Consider the following 17984-nt stretch of genomic DNA (forward strand, 5'->3'; position numbering starts at 1 on the left):
GATATAATAAAATTATAAAACGGTTTCAAGGAAGGTGACGTGATGTCTGAAGAAACAATTGACTATGGACAAGTGACAGGAATGGTGCATTCGACAGAGAGTTTTGGGGCGGTAGATGGCCCTGGGATTCGTTTTATTGTCTTTTTGCAGGGCTGTCAGATGCGTTGCCAATATTGCCATAACCCTGACACATGGGCGATGGAAACCAATAAATCTCGTGTACGAACAGTAGATGATGTTCTAGAAGAAGCGCTTCGTTATCGTGGTTTCTGGGGAGACAAGGGAGGTATCACAGTCAGTGGAGGAGAAGCTCTCTTGCAGATTGATTTCCTAATTGCTCTCTTTACAAAAGCAAAAGAAAAAGGAATCCACTGTACCTTGGATACTTGTGCCCTTCCATTCCGTAATAAGCCACGTTATCTAGAGAAATTCAACAAACTCATGGCTGTGACAGACTTGGTTCTTCTTGATATCAAGGAAATCAACGAAGCACAGCACAAGATTGTAACCAGTCAAACCAATAAAAATATCTTGGCATGTGCTCAGTACTTGTCAGATATTGGGAAACCTGTTTGGATTCGTCACGTTCTTGTGCCTGGATTGACAGACCGTGATGAAGATTTGATTGAGCTTGGTAAGTTCGTAAAAACTCTTAAAAACGTTGATAAGTTTGAAATCCTACCCTACCACACTATGGGAGAATTCAAATGGCGCGAGCTTGGCATTCCGTATTCACTTGAAGGGGTTAAACCTCCAACAGCAGATCGTGTCAAAAATGCTAAGGAATTGATGGATACAGAAAGCTATCAAGATTACATGAAACGTGTACATGGATAAAAAGAAGCCTGATGGGAACATCGGGCTTTTCTGATATAAAAAAGGCTTAGCTCGAATGCTAAGCCTTTTATTTTTTATCTAGAATGTTGTTTTCCAGAATTGCGTTTTTTGTTTTTCTTTTTATTAGAAGTTGAGATAACTGCTACTGATTCAGGAGTTACATCTTTGCGAGTAGCTGAAGTTTTACTTGCTTTTGGTGGGTTCTTAGCCAGTTCTTCACGTACTTTTTTACGAAGTTTTGGACGAATGATGTAGTTGACGATGAATTGTTGAAGGATCATCATGAAACCACCGACAACCCAGTAAAGCGTAACGCTGGCTGGTGAGAAGATTGAGAACATGACAATCATCATTGGACTCATGTAAATCATCTTCTTGAGTTGTTCTCTTTGAGTCTCGTCTTCAACTCCGTGTAGCGAAAGGAGGGATTGGACATAGTAGAGAATACCCGCGAAGGCGATAAGGATCCAACTTGGAGAACCAAGTGCGATTCCTAAGAAGCTAGCTTCAGAAACACCTTCTGTATGTTGAGCTGCAAAGTAGATTGCTGAGAAGAAAGGCATTTGAATGAGGAGAGGGAAACATCCTACTCCGCCAAACATGCTGATACCGTGCTCTTTTTGAGCAGCAAAGAGAGCTTGTTGGGCTTCCAGTTTTTCTTCTTGTGTTTCTGCTTCCTTGAGACGAGTTTGGTGTGGTTCAAGGACATGTTTGAGGGCATTCATCTTTTCAGAATGAAGCGTTGCCTTCCATGATTGGTAGATACCAAGTGGCAAGATAATCAAGCGGACGATAATGGTTACGATAATAATAGCGACCCCGAAGCCTAGTCCTTTATCAGTGGCGAAGTACTTGATAGCTTCTCCCATCGGGGCACCCAAGAAATCCCAAACGGGACCAGTTGGCAGACCTGTCACTTTGTCAACCTGAACGCAGCCTGTCAAGACTAATAGCATAGCCACTCCCATGATAGAGAGGGCGATTCTTTTAATTGATTTCACTGTTTTAATTCCTTCTTAAAAATGATACCTTTCTATTCTACTGTTTTTTTTGAAAATATACAATAGTTCTAGAGACCTAATTTGCTACTTTGAAATCTGAATAAGATGGAAAGTTACTCATTTGCACATCTAGGTAGGTTACTTTAGAGAATGGGGTAGGGCCTTTTCGAATCTCTTGGATGAACTTAGCCATGATGGCAGAAGACTCAGCCTGAGCTAGAATTTCAACGGTTCCGTCGTCGTTATTCCAGACACGACCCGTAATGCCACCTAGTTCTAGAGCCAGACTATAGACACCCCAGCGAAAGCCCACTCCCTGGACGCGACCTTGGGCGATCATTTTAACCTTTTGCATACCAAACCTCCTTGATTGTGTTATAATATTTCTATGACTATTATAACCTCTAAAGCCAATTCTGTGGTGAAAAATACCAAGAAATTGCATCAAAAAAAATATCGAAAATCTTCTTATTTAATTGAGGGATGGCATTTGTTTGAAGAGGCTGTTCAGGCTGGTGCAAAGATTGAGAAAATTTTTGCTCTAGTAGAGTATGGAGATAAACTCGTAGATTATCCTCAGACAGTCTTTGTGGCTGAAGAAATCTTGCTTGATTTGGCAGATTCACAAACTCCTCAGGGCATTGTAGCCATTGTTCAAAAGGAAGAAGAGCAGTTGCCGGATTTGAGCCAAGGGAAATATCTTTTCTTGGAAGACGTGCAGGATCCTGGAAATGTTGGCACAATAATCCGAACGGCAGATGCAGCAGGTTTTTCTGGAGTCATCGTTTCAAGCAAGTCAGCAGATATATATAGCTTGAAGACTCTCCGATCCATGCAGGGAAGTCATTTTCATTTGCCGATTTATCGGATGCCTGTTGAAACATTTGTTGAAGAGGCTAAAAAGAATCACTTGCCCATTCTAGCCACCACCTTGTCTCAAAATTCTAAAGATTATCGTGAACTGGATCGGTTAGAGGATTTTGCCTTGGTTATGGGAAATGAAGGGCAGGGCATTAGTCCATTCATGACAGATCAGGCAGACCAACTGGTTCACATCAGCATGAAAGGGCAGGCAGAGAGTCTCAACGTCGCCATCGCGGCAGGGATACTCATGTTTTATTTGAGTTAAAATAGTTTATTTTTGTTATAATCAGTAAAAAGATTTCATAAGGAGAAAAAGATATGAATCAAACAATTATTCAAGAACATTCTGGTTTGAATCAATTTTATGCAAAAGTTTATGCTTTTGTAGGAATTGGGATTGCCTTATCTGCAATTGTTTCAGCCTTGATGTTAACAACCTTTCAAGATCTTCTTGTTCAGTTAATGATTAACGCCCGTATATGGCTAATCGTAACAGGAATTGTAGAAGTAGCTCTAGTGATTTTTGCGAGTGGTTTAGCGGTAAAGAATAGTCCAGCAACCTTTCCAATATTTCTGCTCTACTCAGCGATCAATGGTTTTTCATTAAGCTTCATTGTGTCGCTCTATCTTCCTGGGACAGTTTTGACAGCCTTTATCTCCAGTGCAGCCCTCTTCTTTGTGATGGCTATCGTAGGAGTAGTCATTAAAAAGGATTTGAGTGGAATCGGTCGTGCTTTGATTGCAGCCCTATTTGGTCTGATACTCGCCATGGTTGTCAATATTTTCTTAAATAGTGACCTAATGGATTACATTATTAGTATTGTTATGGTGCTTGTTTTTGCAGGTCTCATTGCTTGGGATAATCAAAAAATTCGTTATGTTTACGAAGAGTCAGATGGTCAGGTAGCTACAGGCTGGGCAATTTCTTTAGCACTTAGCCTCTACCTCGACTTTATCAACCTCTTTCTTAGCTTCCTACGTATCTTTGGAAGAGACGATTAATACTTTTAGAGCTCGAATGAGCTCTTTTTTAATTTTTACTTTCATTTTTATTAACAAAAAGGTATAATCTTTTTATTATTCAAAAGGAGGAACGTATGAAGAAAAGTTTTATCCATCAGCAAGAAGAGATTTCCTTTGTAAAAAATACCTTTACCCAATATTTAAAAGATAAGTTAGAAGTAGTAGAAGTGCAAGGACCAATCTTGAGTAAGGTTGGTGATGGTATGCAGGACAACCTTTCAGGGATTGAACATCCAGTTTCAGTTAAGGTTTTGCAGATTCCTAATGAAACCTATGAAGTGGTGCATTCACTTGCTAAGTGGAAACGCCATACCTTGGCTCGTTTTGGTTTTGGTGAAGGAGAAGGCCTCTTTGTTCACATGAAGGCTCTTCGTCCGGATGAAGATTCGCTAGATGCGACTCACTCGGTTTATGTAGACCAATGGGACTGGGAAAAAGTTATTCCAAATGGACAGCGGAATCTAGCCTACCTCAAGGAAACCGTTGAAAAGATTTATAAGGCCATTCGTTTAACAGAGCTGGCAGTCGAAGCCCGCTATGATATTGAGTCAATCTTGCCCAAACAGATTACCTTTATCCACACAGAAGAATTGGTAGAACGCTACCCAGACTTAACTCCAAAAGAACGTGAAAATGCTATCTGTAAGGAATTCGGGGCAGTCTTCTTGATTGGTATCGGTGGTGTATTGTCAGATGGAAAACCTCATGACGGACGTGCGCCGGACTATGATGACTGGACAACAGAATCTGAAAATGGCTACAAGGGTCTAAATGGAGATATCCTTGTTTGGAATGATAATTTGGGTGCAGCCTTTGAATTGTCTTCAATGGGGATTCGTGTCGATGAAGACACTCTTCGTCGTCAGGTAGCTATTACAGGAGATGAAGACCGCTTATCTCTTGAATGGCATAAGGCTCTCTTGAATGGACTCTTCCCATTGACAATCGGTGGAGGAATCGGGCAATCTCGTATGGCCATGTTCTTACTTCGTAAGAAGCACATCGGTGAAGTTCAAACCAGTGTTTGGCCACAAGAAGTCAGAGATACTTACGAGAATATTCTTTAATCAATCGAACCGAGAGGTTCGATTTTCTTATTTCATCAGAATTTGGTATAATATACCTTATGAAAATCGTATCAGGAATCTACGGAGGACGTCCTTTAAAGACCTTGGACGGGAAAACAACGAGGCCGACATCGGACAAGGTCCGCGGAGCTATTTTCAATATGATTGGCCCCTACTTTGAAGGAGGGCGTGTGCTAGATCTCTATGCTGGTAGTGGGGGGTTATCCATTGAAGCAGTTTCAAGAGGGATGTCGAGCGCTGTCCTAGTTGAGAAGGATCGCCGAGCACAGATTATTGTGGCAGAAAATATCCGGATGACCAAGGAGACCTCTAAATTTCAATTATTGAAAATGGAATCCAGTCGTGCATTAGAGCAAGTGGATGGTGTCTTTGATCTCATCTTTTTGGACCCTCCCTATGCCAAGGAGCAAATCGTATCCGACATTGAAAAAATGGCGGAGAGAAATCTTTTCTCAGAAGATGTCATGGTGGTCTGCGAGACCGATAAATCAGTAGAGCTTCCAGAAGAAATCGCCTGTTTGGGTATCTGGAAGGAAAAAATATATGGGATTAGTAAGGTGACGGTTTATGTCAGATAGAATTGGCCTATTCACAGGTTCTTTTGATCCAATGACAAATGGGCATATGGATCTCATTGAGCGTGCAAGTAAGCTCTTTGATAAATTGTATGTGGGAATTTTTTATAATCCACACAAAAATGGATTTTTACCGATAGAAAGTCGGCTAGAGACGGTTGAAAAAGCGGTGAGACACCTAAAAAATGTCCAGGTCATATCCTCTCATGATGAATTAGTCGTTGATGTTGCGAGAAAACTGGGTGTCCATGTTCTTGTTCGTGGTTTGCGTAACGCTGCGGATCTTCAGTATGAAGCCAGTTTTGATTTTTACAACCATCAATTAGCAGGAGAGATTGAGACAATCTATCTCCATAGTCGCCCAGAGCATGTTTACATCAGCTCTTCAGCTGTGAGAGAACTATTGAAGTTTGAACAAGATATTAGCAAGTATGTACCAAATGTAGTCTTGGAGGAGTTAAAGAATGAAGAAAAAAACTAGATGGCCCATATATTTAATCATCGGGCTCATTATCACTTTTATAGCTTTTACGGTACCACTTCCTTATTATATTGAGGTGCCAGGGACTTCAGAAGATATTCGAAAGGTTTTACAAGTCAATAACCAATCTGACCAAGAAGAAGGTTCTTACCAATTTGTGACGGTAGGAGTTAAACACGCCAGAATGGTGGACTTGGTTTATGCTTGGCTAACACCTTTTACGGATATTCGTAGTGCCAAAGAAATGACAGGTGGTTCTTCAGATGCAGAATTTATGCGAATCAACCAATTTTACATGGAAACTTCGCAAAATATGGCCAAATATCAAGGTCTGAAGGCGGCGGGCAAGGAAATAGAACTCAAATACCTGGGAGTCTATGTTTTGACCGTAACAGATAACTCAACCTTCAAGGGTATCCTCAATATTGCCGACACAGTAACAGCTGTCAATGATAAGACTTTTGAGAGTTCTAAGGAGATGGTCGACTACGTCAATTCTCAAACTCTAGGCGACAAGGTTAAGGTTACTTATCAAGAAGATGGGAAAGTCAAAACCGCTGAAGGAAAAATCATTACTCTGGAAAATGGGAAAAACGGTATTGGAATTGGGTTGATTGACCGCACAGAAGTGTCAAGTGATGTGCCAATCAAGTTTTCAACTGCTGGCATTGGTGGTCCGAGTGCTGGAATGATGTTTAGTTTATCCATCTATACGCAAATTGCAGATCCAACTCTTCGAAATGGACGTATCATTGCTGGTACAGGAAGTATCGACAGAGATGGAAATGTTGGTGATATTGGTGGAATTGACAAAAAGGTTGTTGCTGCTGCAAAAAAAGGAGCTACTGTGTTCTTTGCTCCTAACAATCCAGTAACTGAAGAAGCTAAAAAGGCCAATCCTAATGCTAAAAGCAATTATGACACGGCTGTAGAAGCTGCTGAAATGATTAAAACAGACATGAAGATTGTTCCTGTAAAAACACTTCAGGATGCAATTGATTACTTGAAAAACAACCCATAAAATATAGTGCAAGTCCATAGACTAGCGTAGAAAAAGAGAAGATGGTATAATAGGCAGATGATTCAATTGTTTTTTACCCTCAGTAGTCATATGTTTTTTGTCTACCTAGTTTTTCAACTTTTGAAAGATTTAGTCAAATGGGATCAAATTTTGAAGGTGACCAAGGACAATGCGAGGAAGGTACGACTTTTGGTAGTATTGTGTAGTATCGGTTTAGGATATCTAATCAGTTCTTTTTTCCTAAATCTCTACCAATTATGGCAAGAAGCTGTACGTGACCTGCTATAATTTATATGTTTCAGGGATTATAATAAGCAGATGTTTAGGTAGTTAACAAAAACATTGGGAGAATTAAATATAATGGATATTGTAATTTTATTGTTAATAACGCTATTAATTTATTTGTTGCCCCAAAATAAGGAATATCTAAGTGTTGAATCTACATCAGGGCTTAGAGGTTTCCTTGCTTTAGGTATCATATTTCATCATTTATCACCATTGGTTAAATCTGGCGAAGAATTTTCTAATTTTTCATATATGGGGACCTATATCGTTTCTATATTTTTCTTTTTATCTGCATACGGGTTGTATGTTCAAAACGAAAGTAGGGAAAATTATCTGGATAATTTTTTAGTAAAAAGACTCTCCAAAATTATAGTTCCATTTTTTATTATATCTTTGATTTATATATTTTATAGATTTGTAAATGGTCAATTAATAGATTTAAATTTTTTTATTAATTTATTTAAACAAGGAAGTACTATTATATATAATGGTTGGTTTGTCGACATTATAATTTTAATGTATATATTTTTTTATATATCGTTTAAGCTTTTTCAAAATAAGTTCTTATCAATTGTTCTCAATACAATATTTATAACCTGTTACATCTGCTTGGCTATAAAATTAGGTTATAATTTCTGGTGGTATAATAGCGCTCTTGCCTTCGCTATTGGCCTAATATGGGCTAAAAATCAAAATAAAATTGATAGAGTTTTAGAAAAATATTACTTTATCGTAATTATTTTAGTCACTGTGTTACTCTTTGTTTCACATAAATACGATATTTTACTTAAGTATTTACACTTAGAAGATAGTTATAGTTATGCACTAGCTGCTAATTTAGATAATATTATTTTTACAATCTATTTTATTATAGTTTTTTTGAAAAAAATAAATTTTTCAAATGTCTATTTAACTTTAATAGGTCGTATATCGTTTGAATTATATATGATACATGGATTAGTAATTTCTATGTTAGGAAAAATATTTGTATCATCTAGAGTAAACGATGTACTATTCACATTATTTGTGTTAATAGTTAGTCTGATTTTTGCTTGGATTATTAATAAAATAATTAATGTGATTATCCAAAAAGTAAGTCCATTATAAAATCAATAGTAAAGGAAAATATTTATGGAAAAAATTGTAGTTCGAGGTGGCGATAATCGCCTTGTCGGAAGTGTTACAATTGAGGGCGCGAAAAATGCAGTTTTGCCACTACTTGCGGCGACAATTTTAGCAAGCGAAGGAAAAACAGTTTTAAAAAATGTCCCTATCCTATCGGATGTCTTTACCATGAACCAAGTAGTTCGTGGATTAAATGCGAAAGTTAATTTTGATCAAGATGCACACATTGTTGAAGTGGATGCGACAGATGATATCACAGAAGAAGCTCCCTATAAGTATGTCAGCAAGATGCGTGCTTCTATTGTAGTCTTGGGTCCAATCCTGGCTAGGGTTGGTCACGCTAAAGTTTCGATGCCAGGTGGTTGTACGATCGGTAGTCGTCCGATTGACCTTCACCTTAAAGGTTTGGAAGCAATGGGGGCTAAGATTACCCAAACAGCTGGCTATATCGAAGCTAAGGCAGAACGCTTGCATGGAGCCCATATCTATATGGACTTTCCTAGTGTTGGGGCAACCCAAAACTTGATGATGGCTGCAACGCTAGCTGATGGTGTAACTGTTATCGAAAATGCTGCGCGTGAACCTGAAATTGTAGACTTGGCTGTCCTCTTGAATAAAATGGGAGCTAAGGTCAAAGGTGCGGGAACAGAGAGCATTACCATCACTGGTGTTAAAAACTTGCATGGTGCAACCCATAACGTTGTTCAAGACCGCATCGAAGCAGGGACATTCATGGTTGCTGCTGCAATGACAGGTGGAGATGTCCTGATTCAAGATGCTATCTGGGAACACAACCGTCCCTTGTTGGCGAAATTACAAGAAATGGGTGTTGAAGTCATCGACGAAGATGAAGGAATCCGCATCCGTTCTCAACGAGACAAACTAAAAGCAGTTCATGTCAAGACCTTACCACATCCAGGGTTTCCTACGGACATGCAGGCGCAGTTTACTGCTCTTATGACGGTTGCTCAAGGAGAATCAACTATGGTTGAGACAGTCTTTGAGAATCGTTTCCAACATCTAGAGGAAATGCGTCGCATGGGCTTGCATTCTGAGATTATCCGTGACACTGCTCGTATTGTTGGCGGGCAACCTCTCCAAGGGGCAGAAGTGCTGTCTACGGACCTTCGTGCCAGTGCAGCCTTGATATTGACAGGCTTAGTGGCCGAGGGTGAGACTGTTGTTGGAAAACTTGTCCATCTGGATAGAGGTTATTATCGTTTTCATGAAAAGTTAGCTCAGTTAGGAGCTAATATTGAACGGGTAAGTGTGGAAGCTGATGAAGATGAAGATGAATAAAGAAGTATCTTATGTGCTGCGTCGATTTCTTTTAGTCATCATTGTTTTACTTTTAGGTGTCTTAGCACTTGGAATTGGCTTGATGATTGGCTACGGTATCTTAGGCAAGGGCCAAGATCCATGGGCGATTTTAGCTCCAGAAAAGTGGCATAAGTTAATTGCGAAATTTACAGGGAAATAGGCTGGGTGACCAGCCTTTTTCTAGGAAGTGAAATGAAGGAGAAAGTATGAACAAAAAAACAAGGCAGGCCCTAATTGGCCTCTTGCTCTTTTTGCTCTTGTCAGCAGGAAGCTACTATATTAAACAAATGCAGTCTTCCAACACTGCACCACAAACACGAGTAAAACAAAAATCCCAGTCGCTTGATACTCCAAGTCAAGAATTGGCAGAGAGTGTACTGACTGATTCGGTCAAAAAACAAATTAAGGGTACTCTTGAGTGGAATGGAGCAGGTGCCTTTATCATAAATGGGAACAAAACGAACTTAGATGCAAAGGTTTCAAGTAAACCCTATGCTGATAACAAGACAAAAACTGTAGGTGGGGAGACAGTTCCAACTGTGGCTAACGCCCTCATGTCAAAAGCGACAAGACAGTACAAAGACCGTGAAGAAACCGGGAATGGTTCGACTTCTTGGACCCCAGCAGGATGGCATCAAGTCAAAAACCTAAAAGGGACTTATAATCACGCTGTAGATAGAGGACATTTATTGGGCTATGCCTTGATTGGTGGTTTAGATGGTTTTGATGCATCTACTAGCAATCCCAAAAACATCGCTGTACAAACAGCTTGGGCCAACCAAGCACGCGCAGAAGATTCGACTGGACAAAACTACTATGAAAGTTTAGTTCGAAAGGCTTTGGATCAAAATAAGCGCGTGCGTTACCGTGTCACATTGCTCTACGCTACAGAAGAAGATTTGGTTCCTTCTGCATCTCAGATTGAAGCCAAATCATCTGATGGTGAATTGGAGTTTAACGTCGTAGTTCCTAACGTTCAAAAGGGAATTCAGTTAGATTACCGAACAGGAAAAGTAACTGTTACAAAGAACTAATAGATAGTCGGTCCCTTATTGTTTCGGTAGGGGATTTACTATAGAAATCACAATTTAATGTGTAGAAGTTGAAAAATATGGTATAATAGTCACAATTATACTTTTTAGGAGAAGGAAAATGGAAGACCCGAGCAGTCAGGATTTGTTACTGCAATTTGTATTATTAGTTGTTTTGACCTTTTTAAATGCTTTTTTCTCTGCTACAGAGATGGCTATGGTTTCTCTTAGTCGCTCACGTGTTGAACAAAAGGCTGAAGAGGGAGATAAACGCTATATCCGTTTGCTAAAGGTACTTGAAAAACCCAATCACTTTTTATCAACCATTCAAGTTGGTATTACTTTAATTACAATCTTGTCAGGGGCTAAACTAGCAGACTCTCTAGGACAATTGATAGCCTCATGGATGGGAAATAGCGAAACTGCGTATGCAGTAGCTTCTTTCTTATCACTTGCTTTTTTGACATATATTTCAATCGTTTTTGGCGAACTTTATCCTAAACGCATTGCTCTAAATCTTAAGGATGCCTTGGCAATCCGAACGGTACCATTTATTATTGCTATCGGTAAGATTGTGAGTCCCTTTGTTTGGTTGCTATCTGCATCAACCAATCTTTTGAGCCGTTTGACGCCGATGACATTTGACGATGCAGACGAAAAAATGACTCGTGATGAGATTGAGTACATGCTGACTAAAAGCGAAGAAACTTTGGATGCTGATGAAATCGAGATGTTGCAGGGGATTTTCTCACTGGATGAGCTTATGGCGCGTGAAGTCATGGTTCCTCGAACAGATGCCTTTATGGTAGATATCCAAGATGACACTCAGACCATTATCGAAAGTATCTTAAAACAAAACTTTTCTCGAATTCCTGTTTATGACGGCGATAAGGACAATGTCATTGGTTTGATTCATACAAAGAATCTGCTAAAAGCAGGGTTTACCGATGGTTTTGATAATATTGTATTGAGAAAGATATTACAGGAACCTCTATTTGTACCTGAAACCATTTTTGTGGACGATTTGTTAAAAGAACTGAGAAATTCACAAAGACAGATGGCTATTCTTCTTGATGAATACGGAGGAATGGCTGGTTTGGTAACACTTGAGGATCTCCTTGAAGAGATTGTTGGTGAGATTGATGATGAAACTGACCGTGCTGAAGTCTATGTTCATACTATCGGCGAGGACACTCATATTGTCCAAGGGACAATGAATTTGAACGATTTCAATGATTATTTTGATGTCGAGCTTGAAAGTGACAATGTAGATACCATTGCTGGTTATTATTTGACAGGTGTGGGAACTATTCCAACATCAGAAAAACTCAGTTATGAGTTAGATAGTGGCAACAAGCATATCACCTTGACAAATGACAAGGTCAAAAATGGTCGTGTCACCAAGCTTAAGGTTCAAATTCAAGAACTTGAATCAGAAGAAGAAACCGAATAAAACAAAAGCTTTATCAGAGAAAACTGATAAAGCTTTTTAAGTGCAAAAAAGAAAAGACTCCATTAGGAGTCTTCGTTTATATAGAGGCGGTAGACGGATTTGAACCGACGATCAAGCTTTTGCAGAGCCGTGCCTTACCACTTGGCTATACCGCCTTAACTTTTATTATTATACCTTGAAAATTGTTTCTCGTCAATAGTTTTCTTTTCTGAAAACATAAGATTCAAATGTTTAAAAAAACATGCGACAAAATATTCTGAAAATTCGTTTACTTTTTAAAAAAACTGTGGTATAATCTTCAATATCCACAATTTAAAACGAGGAGTTTATAAATATGAAAAAAAGTCGGATTCTTGCAGTAGCAGGTGTTGCCTTGCTTGCTACAGGTGTTCTTGCAGCTTGCGGTTCTTCAAAAACTTCTAATACTGAAGCGCCAAAAGCATATGGTTATGTATACACTGCTGATCCAGAAACATTGGACTACCTTATCTCTGGTAAACAAAGTACTAAAGTTGTCACTTCAAATGGTATTGATGGACTCTTTACAAATGACCAATATGGCAACTTGACTCCAGCATTAGCTGAAGACTGGTCAGTGTCTAAAGATGGATTGACATACACTTATAAGATTCGTAAAGGTGTAAAATGGCTCACATCTGATGGTGAAGAATATGCAGAAGTAACTGCTAATGACTTTGTTACAGGTTTGAAACACGCAGCTGATAAGAAATCAGAAGCATTGTATCTTGCCCAAGATTCTGTAAAAGGTTTGGCAGATTATGTGGCTGGAAACTCAACTGACTTTTCAACTGTTGGTGTAAAAGCTGTTGATGATTACACTCTTCAATACACTTTGAATAAACCAGAGCCATACTGGAACTCTAAAATGTCTTACGCAATCTTCTGGCCTTTGAATGCAGAGTTTGAAAAATCAAAAGGCTCTGACTTTGGTAAGTCTACAGATCCAACATCATTGCTTTACAATGGACCTTTCTTGCTTAAAGGGTTGACGGCTAAGTCTTCTGTTGAGTTTGTGAAGAATGAGCAATATTGGGATAAAGATAATGTTCATTTAGATACTGTAACGCTTGCATTCTATGATGGTTCAGACCAAGAATCAATCGAACGTAACTTTACAAGTGGAGCATACAGTTACGCCCGACTCTTCCCAACAAGTTCAAATTATTCTAAAATCGCAGAAACATACAAAGACAATATTTACTATACTCCACAAGGAGCTGGTATTGCTGGTTTGGGTGTTAATATTGACCGTCAAAGCTATAAATATACATCAAAAACAACTGATGATGAAAAGACTTCTACTAAGAAAGCCCTTCTTAACAAAGACTTCCGTCAAGCTTTGAACTTTGCATTTGACCGTACAGCATACTCTGCTCAGATCAATGGTGAAGATGGAGCAGCCCTTGCTGTTCGTAATCTATTTGTAAAACCAGACTTTGTTTCTGCAGGTGAAAAAACATTTGGTGACTTGGTCACTGAGAAAGTTGTTTCTTACGGAGATGAGTGGAAAGATGTAAACTTTGCGGATGGCCAAGATGGTCTTTACAATGCTGATAAAGCGAAAGCAGAATTTGCTAAAGCTAAGAAGACTTTGGAAGCAGATGGCGTGAAATTCCCAATTCATTTGGATATTCCAGTTGACCAAACTGCTAAGAGCTACATTGCGCGTATTCAGTCCTTCAAACAATCTGTTGAAAAAGTTCTTGGTGAAGAAAATGTAGTCATCGATATTCAACAAGTAACAAAAGATGAATTATTTAACATCACTTACTATGCTCCGAATGCAGCTGCTGAAGACTGGGATCTTTCAGGTGCTGTTGGATGGAACCCAGACTATCAAGACCCATCAACTTACCTTGATATCTTGCAAACAAGTAACAGCGAGCAAACAAAGACTTACATGGGTTATGACAATCCATCAAATCCAGCAGTTGCCCAAGTTGGTTTGAAGGACTACGACAAGTTGCTTGAAGAAGCTGGTAATGAAACAAGTGATCTTAACAAACGTTATGAGAAATATGCAGCAGCTCAAGCTTGGTTGACAGATAGCTCACTCTTCCTTCCAGCTATGTCATCTTCAGGAGCAGCACCAGTTATTTCTCGTGTAGTGCCATTCTCAGCCTCTTACACTCAATCTGGTGATAAAGGTTCAGATGTTTACTTCAAATATCTTAAATTGCAAGCTAACACTGTAACTGCTAAAGAGTACAAAGAAGCTCGTGAAAAATGGCTCAAAGAAAAAGCTGAATCAAATGAAAAAGCTCAAAAAGAATTAGCGAGCCACGTGAAATAAATAATGCTCATCAGAACTTTCTCTCCAAAAGGAGAAGGTTCTTTTGGGATTTTAAAGGAAATAATATGAAAAAATATGTTTTTATGCGTATCTTGCGGTCGTTAGTTTCTATCTTTTTAGTAACGACCTTGATTTACACAATCATCTATACGATGGTTCCACGGAAGTTGATCTTCAAACAAGATACTAACTACAATAAAATTGCAACCACAGCTGATAAACGTGATAACTATGAAAATACCGTTTTTGAGCGTATGGGGTATATCGAATATTACGATACGAAAGAGTTGCAGGAAAAAGCTAGTAGCATTGACCCTTCTGTAACCGTTGATGCAAACGATACAAATAAAGCTATCTACGAAAAATATATCCAACAACTTGGTAACGGTTGGACTTTGGGTGTATTCACAGAGAGCGGACAATTCTATGCTACTCGTGAAATCCCTATTTTCGAGCGTGTGTTCAAATTCTATGCAAACTTGCTTGAAATTGACCATACAAACAAGATTCAAGACCCGGAAAATCCTAATTTAGAGCGTTATTTGCGATTTGAAAATGATCCGGCTATTGGATGGTCTCTAGTAGGTTCAGGGACTAAACATAAATACCTCTTGTACTTCAACAGTCAATTCCCATTTGTTCACCAAAACTTTGTCAACTTGAACTTAGGAGATTCTTACCCAACTTATGCCAATACTCCTGTTCTTCAAGTTATCACACAAGGTCAAGGACAAACCAAGACTTCAGAAGTTCAATTCCCAACAGGTAAGAAAACTTCATCAGTTAATATCTACTCAAGAACCTATAAATCTCCAAGTCAAGCAGATGCACGTGAAGTAGCAAACTATGGTAAGGATGATCCTTATACAGCTACTGAAAGCAATTATCAGTATCCTTCAATGATTGCAAGTTCTGCTATCACTGGTTTGATTGGTCTTTCGATTTCATACGCGATTGCAATTCCTCTTGGTTCAGCAATGGCTCGTTTCAAAAACACTTGGATTGATAGTTTCGCTACAGGGACTCTAACTTTCTTGTTGGCACTTCCAACGATTGCCTTAGTTTATATTATTCGTTTGATTGGTTCTTCAATTGGCTTCCCAGACTCATTCCCAATCTTGGGTGCCGGTGATTGGCGTTCTTATGTCCTTCCTGCCGTGATTCTGGGCTTGTTAGGAGCACCTACTATGGCAATTTGGATTCGCCGTTATATGATTGACTTGCAATCACAAGATTTCGTTCGTTTTGCTCGTGCAAAAGGTTTGTCTGAGAAAGAGATTTCTGATAAGCATATCTTTAAAAATGCTATGGTACCACTTGTTTCTGGTATTCCAGGTGCTATCATTGGTGTTATTGGTGGAGCAACTCTTACAGAAACAGTCTTCGCCTTCCCAGGTATGGGTAAAATGTTGATCGACTCTGTAAAGGCTTCAAACAATAATATGGTCGTTGGTCTCGTCTTTATCTTCACTTGCGTCTCAATCTTCTCAAACCTTATTGGTGATATTTGGATGACGATTATTGACCCACGTATTAAATTGACAGAGAAAGGAGGCAAATAATGTCTACAATTAGTAATGAAAAATTTCAGTTTGTAAAACGTGATGATTATGCCTCTGAAGCAATTGATGCTCCTGCCTATTCATACTGGGGTTCTGTCTTTAGACAGTTTTTGAAGAAAAAATCAACAGTCATCATGCTCGGTATCTTGATTGCCATTGTTTTGATGAGTTTCATTTACCCAATGTTCTCTGATTTTGACTTTAATGATGTAAGTAAGGTAAACGATTTTAGCGCTCGTTACATTAAGCCAAATGCTGAGCATTGGTTCGGAACAGACAGTAATGGTAAATCTCTCTTTGATGGTGTCTGGTTTGGAGCTCGTAACTCTATCCTGATTTCGGTTATTGCTACCTTTGTTAACCTTTTTATCGGTGTTGTCATCGGTGGAATTTGGGGGATCTCAAAATCAGTTGACCGTATCATGATGGAAGTCTACAACGTTATCAACAATATTCCATCACTTTTGATCGTTATTGTTTTGACTTACTCTATCGGGGCAGGGTTCTGGAACTTGATCTTTGCCATGAGTGTAACTACTTGGATTAGTGTTGCCCATTCAATTCGTATCCAAATGTTACGTTACCGTGATTTAGAGTATAACCTTGCTTCACGAACTTTGGGAACACCAAGTTACAAAATTATTGTAAAAAACATTATGCCACAATTGGTATCTGTTATTGTTACGAGTACGTCGCAAATGCTCCCAGCCTTTATCTCATATGAAGCTTTCCTTTCATTCTTTGGACTCGGATTGCCGATTACAGTTCCTAGCTTGGGGCGTTTGATTTCAGATTATTCTCAAAACGTAACAACCAATGCATACCTCTTCTGGATTCCATTGACTACATTGGTCTTGGTATCCTTGTCACTGTTCGTTGTTGGTCAAAACCTAGCAGATGCTAGTGATCCACGTACACATAGATAGGAGTAGACATGATAAAAGGAAAAAATGTAATTTTGACTGCTCAAGATATTGTCGTGGAATTTGACGTTCGTGACAAAATTTTGACCGCTATTCGCGGAGTTTCTCTTGAGTTGATTGAAGGAGAAGTTCTTGCCTTGGTTGGAGAATCTGGTTCGGGTAAATCAGTTTTGACAAAAACTTTTACAGGAATGTTAGAAGAAAACGGGCGTATCGCTCAGGGGAGCATCGATTACCGTGGACTAGATCTAACAGCACTTTCGTCTCACAAAGATTGGGAACAAATTCGTGGGGCAAAGATTGCAACGATTTTCCAGGATCCGATGACCAGTCTTGATCCAATTAAAACAATCGGAAGCCAAATTACTGAGGTTATCATTAAACACCAAGGGAAAACAGCAAAAGAAGCAAAAGAAATGGCTATTGACTACATGAATAAGGTTGGTATTCCTGATGCTGAAAAGCGTTTTGAGGAGTATCCATTCCAATATTCTGGAGGGATGCGTCAACGTATCGTTATCGCTATTGCTCTTGCATGTCGCCCAGATGTTTTGATCTGTGATGAGCCAACTACGGCCCTTGATGTTACCATTCAAGCTCAGATTATTGACTTGCTTAAGTCTCTTCAAAATGAATATCACTTTACAACAATCTTTATCACACACGACCTTGGTGTGGTAGCAAGTATTGCAGAGAAAGTTGCGGTTATGTATGCTGGTGAGATTGTTGAGTACGGTACTGTTGAGGAAATCTTCTACGATCCACGTCATCCCTATACTTGGAGCCTACTATCAAGTTTGCCACAGTTAGCTGATGATAAAGGAGAACTATATTCAATTCCAGGTACTCCTCCGTCACTATATACAGAATTAAAAGGTGATGCATTTGCTCTTCGTTCAGATTACGCAATGAAGATCGATTTTGAAGAAAAAGCACCTCAATTTGCTGTGTCAGATACTCATTGGGCTAAAACTTGGTTGCTTGATGAACAAGCTCCAAAAGTTGAAAAACCAGCAGTAATTTCAAATTTACATGACAAGATTCGTGAGAGAATGGGTCTTGTTCATCTAGAAAACTAGGA

General features: G+C 39.1%; 19 protein-coding genes and 1 tRNA gene. 17 read left to right on the forward strand and 3 right to left on the reverse strand.

All coding sequences use genetic code 11. The features are described from left to right. The first annotated feature begins 42 nt into the window (after positions 1-42). Positions 43-837, forward strand: a complete 795-nt coding sequence (gene pflA, locus HMPREF9423_RS02845) for a pyruvate formate-lyase-activating protein (RefSeq protein ID WP_004251620.1) — start codon at positions 43-45, stop codon at positions 835-837. Between the two features lie 74 nt (positions 838-911). Here the strand turns inward: pflA and yidC are convergent, their stop codons facing one another. Both yidC and HMPREF9423_RS02855 read right to left on the reverse strand, forming a co-directional pair. Further along, a complete protein-coding gene (yidC, locus tag HMPREF9423_RS02850; RefSeq protein WP_006147834.1) occupies positions 912-1838 on the reverse strand; it encodes a membrane protein insertase YidC in 927 nt (308 codons plus the stop codon). A gap of 76 nt (positions 1839-1914) precedes the next feature. Beyond that, on the reverse strand, positions 1915-2193 hold the full coding sequence (locus HMPREF9423_RS02855; protein ID WP_001174500.1) for an acylphosphatase: 279 nt from the start codon (positions 2191-2193) through the stop codon (positions 1915-1917). 33 nt (positions 2194-2226) lie between these two features. Between HMPREF9423_RS02855 and HMPREF9423_RS02860 the strand changes: the two genes are divergently transcribed. The 12 genes from HMPREF9423_RS02860 to HMPREF9423_RS02915 all read left to right on the forward strand — a co-directional run bounded on the left by HMPREF9423_RS02860 (position 2227) and on the right by HMPREF9423_RS02915 (position 12104). Next, the gene (locus tag HMPREF9423_RS02860) at positions 2227-2967 is read left to right on the forward strand and encodes a TrmH family RNA methyltransferase (RefSeq protein ID WP_006147835.1); all 741 of its coding nucleotides are present in this window, start codon (positions 2227-2229) and stop codon (positions 2965-2967) included. 53 nt (positions 2968-3020) lie between these two features. After that, positions 3021-3704, forward strand: a complete 684-nt coding sequence (locus HMPREF9423_RS02865) for a Bax inhibitor-1/YccA family protein (RefSeq protein ID WP_006147836.1) — start codon at positions 3021-3023, stop codon at positions 3702-3704. A gap of 95 nt (positions 3705-3799) precedes the next feature. Next, positions 3800-4792, forward strand: coding sequence for an aspartate--ammonia ligase (asnA, locus tag HMPREF9423_RS02870; RefSeq protein WP_006147837.1), 993 nt, complete (start codon positions 3800-3802; stop codon positions 4790-4792). A 59-nt stretch (positions 4793-4851) separates the two neighbouring features. Then, positions 4852-5391 (forward strand): 16S rRNA (guanine(966)-N(2))-methyltransferase RsmD, encoded by a 540-nt coding sequence (gene rsmD / locus HMPREF9423_RS02875; RefSeq protein WP_006147838.1) that lies wholly within the window; start codon positions 4852-4854, stop codon positions 5389-5391. Next, the gene (coaD, locus tag HMPREF9423_RS02880) at positions 5381-5869 is read left to right on the forward strand and encodes a pantetheine-phosphate adenylyltransferase (protein WP_006147839.1); all 489 of its coding nucleotides are present in this window, start codon (positions 5381-5383) and stop codon (positions 5867-5869) included. The genes rsmD and coaD overlap by 11 nt, the downstream gene beginning before the upstream one ends. Then, positions 5853-6890 (forward strand): SepM family pheromone-processing serine protease, encoded by a 1038-nt coding sequence (locus HMPREF9423_RS02885; protein WP_006147840.1) that lies wholly within the window; start codon positions 5853-5855, stop codon positions 6888-6890. Before coaD ends, HMPREF9423_RS02885 begins: the two co-directional genes overlap by 17 nt. Before the next feature lie 57 nt (positions 6891-6947). Next, a complete protein-coding gene (locus HMPREF9423_RS02890; RefSeq protein WP_006147841.1) occupies positions 6948-7178 on the forward strand; it encodes a DUF1146 family protein in 231 nt (76 codons plus the stop codon). A gap of 72 nt (positions 7179-7250) precedes the next feature. Further along, positions 7251-8282, forward strand: a complete 1032-nt coding sequence (locus tag HMPREF9423_RS02895; RefSeq protein ID WP_006147842.1) for an acyltransferase family protein — start codon at positions 7251-7253, stop codon at positions 8280-8282. A gap of 24 nt (positions 8283-8306) precedes the next feature. Next, positions 8307-9599 (forward strand): UDP-N-acetylglucosamine 1-carboxyvinyltransferase, encoded by a 1293-nt coding sequence (gene murA, locus HMPREF9423_RS02900; RefSeq protein WP_006147843.1) that lies wholly within the window; start codon positions 8307-8309, stop codon positions 9597-9599. Further along, entirely contained in the window at positions 9586-9780 is a 195-nt protein-coding gene (locus HMPREF9423_RS02905) for a DNA-directed RNA polymerase subunit beta (protein WP_006155858.1), read from the forward strand. The genes murA and HMPREF9423_RS02905 overlap by 14 nt, the downstream gene beginning before the upstream one ends. A gap of 46 nt (positions 9781-9826) precedes the next feature. After that, positions 9827-10654 carry a DNA/RNA non-specific endonuclease gene (locus HMPREF9423_RS02910; RefSeq protein WP_006147845.1) on the forward strand — a complete coding sequence of 276 codons (828 nt, stop codon included), beginning with the start codon at positions 9827-9829 and terminating at the stop codon, positions 10652-10654. Between the two features lie 118 nt (positions 10655-10772). Further along, positions 10773-12104 (forward strand): hemolysin family protein, encoded by a 1332-nt coding sequence (locus HMPREF9423_RS02915; RefSeq protein WP_006147846.1) that lies wholly within the window; start codon positions 10773-10775, stop codon positions 12102-12104. Between the two features lie 84 nt (positions 12105-12188). On the opposite strand, the gene HMPREF9423_RS02920 is transcribed toward HMPREF9423_RS02915, so the two are convergent. Continuing rightward, positions 12189-12259: transfer RNA gene (locus HMPREF9423_RS02920), tRNA-Cys, on the reverse strand. A gap of 179 nt (positions 12260-12438) precedes the next feature. Between HMPREF9423_RS02920 and HMPREF9423_RS02925 the strand changes: the two genes are divergently transcribed. The 4 genes from HMPREF9423_RS02925 to HMPREF9423_RS02940 all read left to right on the forward strand — a co-directional run bounded on the left by HMPREF9423_RS02925 (position 12439) and on the right by HMPREF9423_RS02940 (position 17982). Further along, complete coding sequence (locus HMPREF9423_RS02925) at positions 12439-14418, forward strand: peptide ABC transporter substrate-binding protein (protein WP_006147847.1); 1980 nt, start codon at positions 12439-12441, stop codon at positions 14416-14418. A gap of 65 nt (positions 14419-14483) precedes the next feature. Next, positions 14484-15980: an ABC transporter permease gene (locus HMPREF9423_RS02930; RefSeq protein ID WP_006147848.1), complete on the forward strand. Its 1497-nt coding sequence runs from the start codon at positions 14484-14486 to the stop codon at positions 15978-15980. Further along, entirely contained in the window at positions 15980-16906 is a 927-nt protein-coding gene (gene oppC / locus HMPREF9423_RS02935; protein ID WP_006147849.1) for an oligopeptide ABC transporter permease OppC, read from the forward strand. Before HMPREF9423_RS02930 ends, oppC begins: the two co-directional genes overlap by 1 nt. Positions 16907-16914: 8 nt before the next feature. After that, positions 16915-17982: an ABC transporter ATP-binding protein gene (locus tag HMPREF9423_RS02940; RefSeq protein ID WP_006147850.1), complete on the forward strand. Its 1068-nt coding sequence runs from the start codon at positions 16915-16917 to the stop codon at positions 17980-17982. The last annotated feature ends 2 nt before the right edge of the window (positions 17983-17984 follow it).

Source organism: Streptococcus infantis ATCC 700779 (assembly GCF_000187465.1).
GTDB classification, from domain to species: Bacteria; Bacillota; Bacilli; order Lactobacillales; family Streptococcaceae; genus Streptococcus; species Streptococcus infantis.

Bases quoted from the DNA above. Each gene is read 5' to 3' on its own strand.
- HMPREF9423_RS02915 (WP_006147846.1), top strand. From the start codon at position 10,773: ATGGAAGACCCGAGCAGTCAGGATTTGTTACTGCAATTTGTATTATTA.
- HMPREF9423_RS02940 (WP_006147850.1), top strand. From the start codon at position 16,915: ATGATAAAAGGAAAAAATGTAATTTTGACTGCTCAAGATATTGTCGTG.
- HMPREF9423_RS02930 (WP_006147848.1), top strand. From the start codon at position 14,484: ATGAAAAAATATGTTTTTATGCGTATCTTGCGGTCGTTAGTTTCTATC.
- oppC (WP_006147849.1), top strand. From the start codon at position 15,980: ATGTCTACAATTAGTAATGAAAAATTTCAGTTTGTAAAACGTGATGAT.
- coaD (WP_006147839.1), top strand. From the start codon at position 5,381: ATGTCAGATAGAATTGGCCTATTCACAGGTTCTTTTGATCCAATGACA.
- murA (WP_006147843.1), top strand. From the start codon at position 8,307: ATGGAAAAAATTGTAGTTCGAGGTGGCGATAATCGCCTTGTCGGAAGT.
- HMPREF9423_RS02905 (WP_006155858.1), top strand. From the start codon at position 9,586: ATGAAGATGAATAAAGAAGTATCTTATGTGCTGCGTCGATTTCTTTTA.
- HMPREF9423_RS02910 (WP_006147845.1), top strand. From the start codon at position 9,827: ATGAACAAAAAAACAAGGCAGGCCCTAATTGGCCTCTTGCTCTTTTTG.
- HMPREF9423_RS02865 (WP_006147836.1), top strand. From the start codon at position 3,021: ATGAATCAAACAATTATTCAAGAACATTCTGGTTTGAATCAATTTTAT.
- HMPREF9423_RS02890 (WP_006147841.1), top strand. From the start codon at position 6,948: ATGATTCAATTGTTTTTTACCCTCAGTAGTCATATGTTTTTTGTCTAC.
- HMPREF9423_RS02860 (WP_006147835.1), top strand. From the start codon at position 2,227: ATGACTATTATAACCTCTAAAGCCAATTCTGTGGTGAAAAATACCAAG.
- rsmD (WP_006147838.1), top strand. From the start codon at position 4,852: ATGAAAATCGTATCAGGAATCTACGGAGGACGTCCTTTAAAGACCTTG.
- HMPREF9423_RS02885 (WP_006147840.1), top strand. From the start codon at position 5,853: ATGAAGAAAAAAACTAGATGGCCCATATATTTAATCATCGGGCTCATT.
- asnA (WP_006147837.1), top strand. From the start codon at position 3,800: ATGAAGAAAAGTTTTATCCATCAGCAAGAAGAGATTTCCTTTGTAAAA.
- HMPREF9423_RS02855 (WP_001174500.1), bottom strand. From the start codon at position 2,193: ATGCAAAAGGTTAAAATGATCGCCCAAGGTCGCGTCCAGGGAGTGGGC.
- pflA (WP_004251620.1), top strand. From the start codon at position 43: ATGTCTGAAGAAACAATTGACTATGGACAAGTGACAGGAATGGTGCAT.
- HMPREF9423_RS02925 (WP_006147847.1), top strand. From the start codon at position 12,439: ATGAAAAAAAGTCGGATTCTTGCAGTAGCAGGTGTTGCCTTGCTTGCT.
- HMPREF9423_RS02895 (WP_006147842.1), top strand. From the start codon at position 7,251: ATGGATATTGTAATTTTATTGTTAATAACGCTATTAATTTATTTGTTG.